We start from the raw sequence: 1,493 nt of genomic DNA, 5'->3' as shown, positions 1-1,493 counted from the left end.
CGCGCGGCCCGGGTCGTACGGCACGAACTGCGACTCGGAGCCGACGACGAGCCCGTTGGGCAGCCACAGCGCGAGGTAGAGGACGCGGCGGTGCCGCGAGGACCACAGCAGCCCGTTGACCCGCCAGGTCTCCGCGACCGAGGGCCGGCCGGCCACGCGCGGCGCCCGGGCCCCGAGTCCGACGCGGCCGAGGACGGCGCAGAGGACGAACGCCGCCGCGGCGATGAGGAGCGTGCCGCGCGGGGACAGCGCGGCCACGAGCACACCGCCGACGGCGAAGCCGGCGATCTGCATGGCGCCGGCGGACATGTTGACCACCGACCGGCCGAGCAGGTAGCCGTCGCGCGGCAGGATCTCGTTGAGCAGCCCGAAGCGCACCCCGCCGCCGACGGAGGCGAGCAGGCCGAGGCAGACCAGGATCGCGAACGCGCCCCACACCGGCATGCCCGGCACGGCCTGCGCGGCGCTGGCGGCGGCGTAGACGAGGGCCAGCGCGGTCATCGCGCCGCGCGGCGGCAACCGGTCCGCGGCGGAGAGCAGCAGGGTCGCGCCGAGCACCTGGGCGAGCTGGGGGCCGAACATGGCGAGGGCCGCCAGCAGCGGCGAGCCGGTCTGCTCGTAGATGTGCGTGCCGAGCGCCAGGCCGCTGATCGTGAGCCCGGCGAACTGGAGGGAGGACGAGGCGAAGAGGGGTGTGAACTCCGGGACGCGGAACAGCTCGCGGTACGTGCGCATGTCAGGCAGCTTCGGGGAGAGCGCGGCGTGGGAGTAGAGTTTCGCCGGGAGGCGAAACATGGGGTGGTGGCAGGTCGACGCGGACACGCTGGCGTGCAGCCGGTTCGTCGTCTCGCCGCTTGCCGAGGCGCTCGCCTGTCTGAAGACGCTCGCGCGGGGCACCGCGTCGAACCCCGGCGAACGCGCCTGGCTCGACACCCACCTGCCGGCGTACCGCGAACGGCAGGCCGCGGACCCGGTGACCGACGAGCTGGTCCGCGCGGGGCTGCTGCGGCCGTGGAACGCGGACTTCTTCACCCCGACGCCCACGGGCGCGCCCGGCGTGTCATTCGAGGAGGAGCTGGCGGTGCTACGGGCCACGCCCCCGGACGATGCCCGCGCCGACGTCGCCGTCTCCCTCGACGGCCGGCTCCCGGAGCGGCTGCGCCGGGACGACCTGCCGCTGCGGGCCGCGCAGATCCTGGAGTGGGTGTGGCACGAGACGGTGCTGCCGGACTGGCCGCGGCGCCGGCGGGTCATCGAGGCGGACATCGTCGCGCGCACCGCGCAGGTGGGGCAGGGCGGCTGGGCGGCGGCGCTGGACGCGCTGCGGCCGGGGACGCGGTGGCTGGGCGAGAGCCGGCTGCAGATCAACGTGCGCGACTACCCGCCGCGGGACCTCTTCGGCGCGGAGCTGCTCTTCGTGCCCGTCGTACCGCGCACCGGCTGGGTCTGCTGGGAGGCACCGCGCCACTACGCCGTCGTCTACCCGTGCGCCG

The 1,493-nt window shown here is 75.4% G+C and carries 2 protein-coding genes; one reads left to right on the top strand and one right to left on the bottom strand.

Annotation, left to right across the window (positions count from 1 at the left end; all coding sequences use genetic code 11):
* On the bottom strand, nt 1-735 hold a 735-nt coding region (locus H5J30_RS32800; protein ID WP_374101055.1), incomplete at its 3' end, for an MFS transporter.
* Nucleotides 736-793: 58 nt separating this feature from the next.
* On the opposite strand from H5J30_RS32800, the gene H5J30_RS32795 reads away from it, so the two are divergent.
* Nucleotides 794-1,493, top strand: a 700-nt coding sequence (locus tag H5J30_RS32795) for a transcriptional regulator (RefSeq protein ID WP_181791324.1), incomplete at its 3' end; no start/stop codon positions are given.

Origin of the sequence: Streptomyces phytophilus (assembly GCF_013870535.1) — a bacterium.
Taxonomy (GTDB): Bacteria; Actinomycetota; Actinomycetes; order Streptomycetales; family Streptomycetaceae; genus Streptomyces; species Streptomyces phytophilus.
This window is presented reverse-complemented; position numbering and strand designations above follow the sequence as displayed.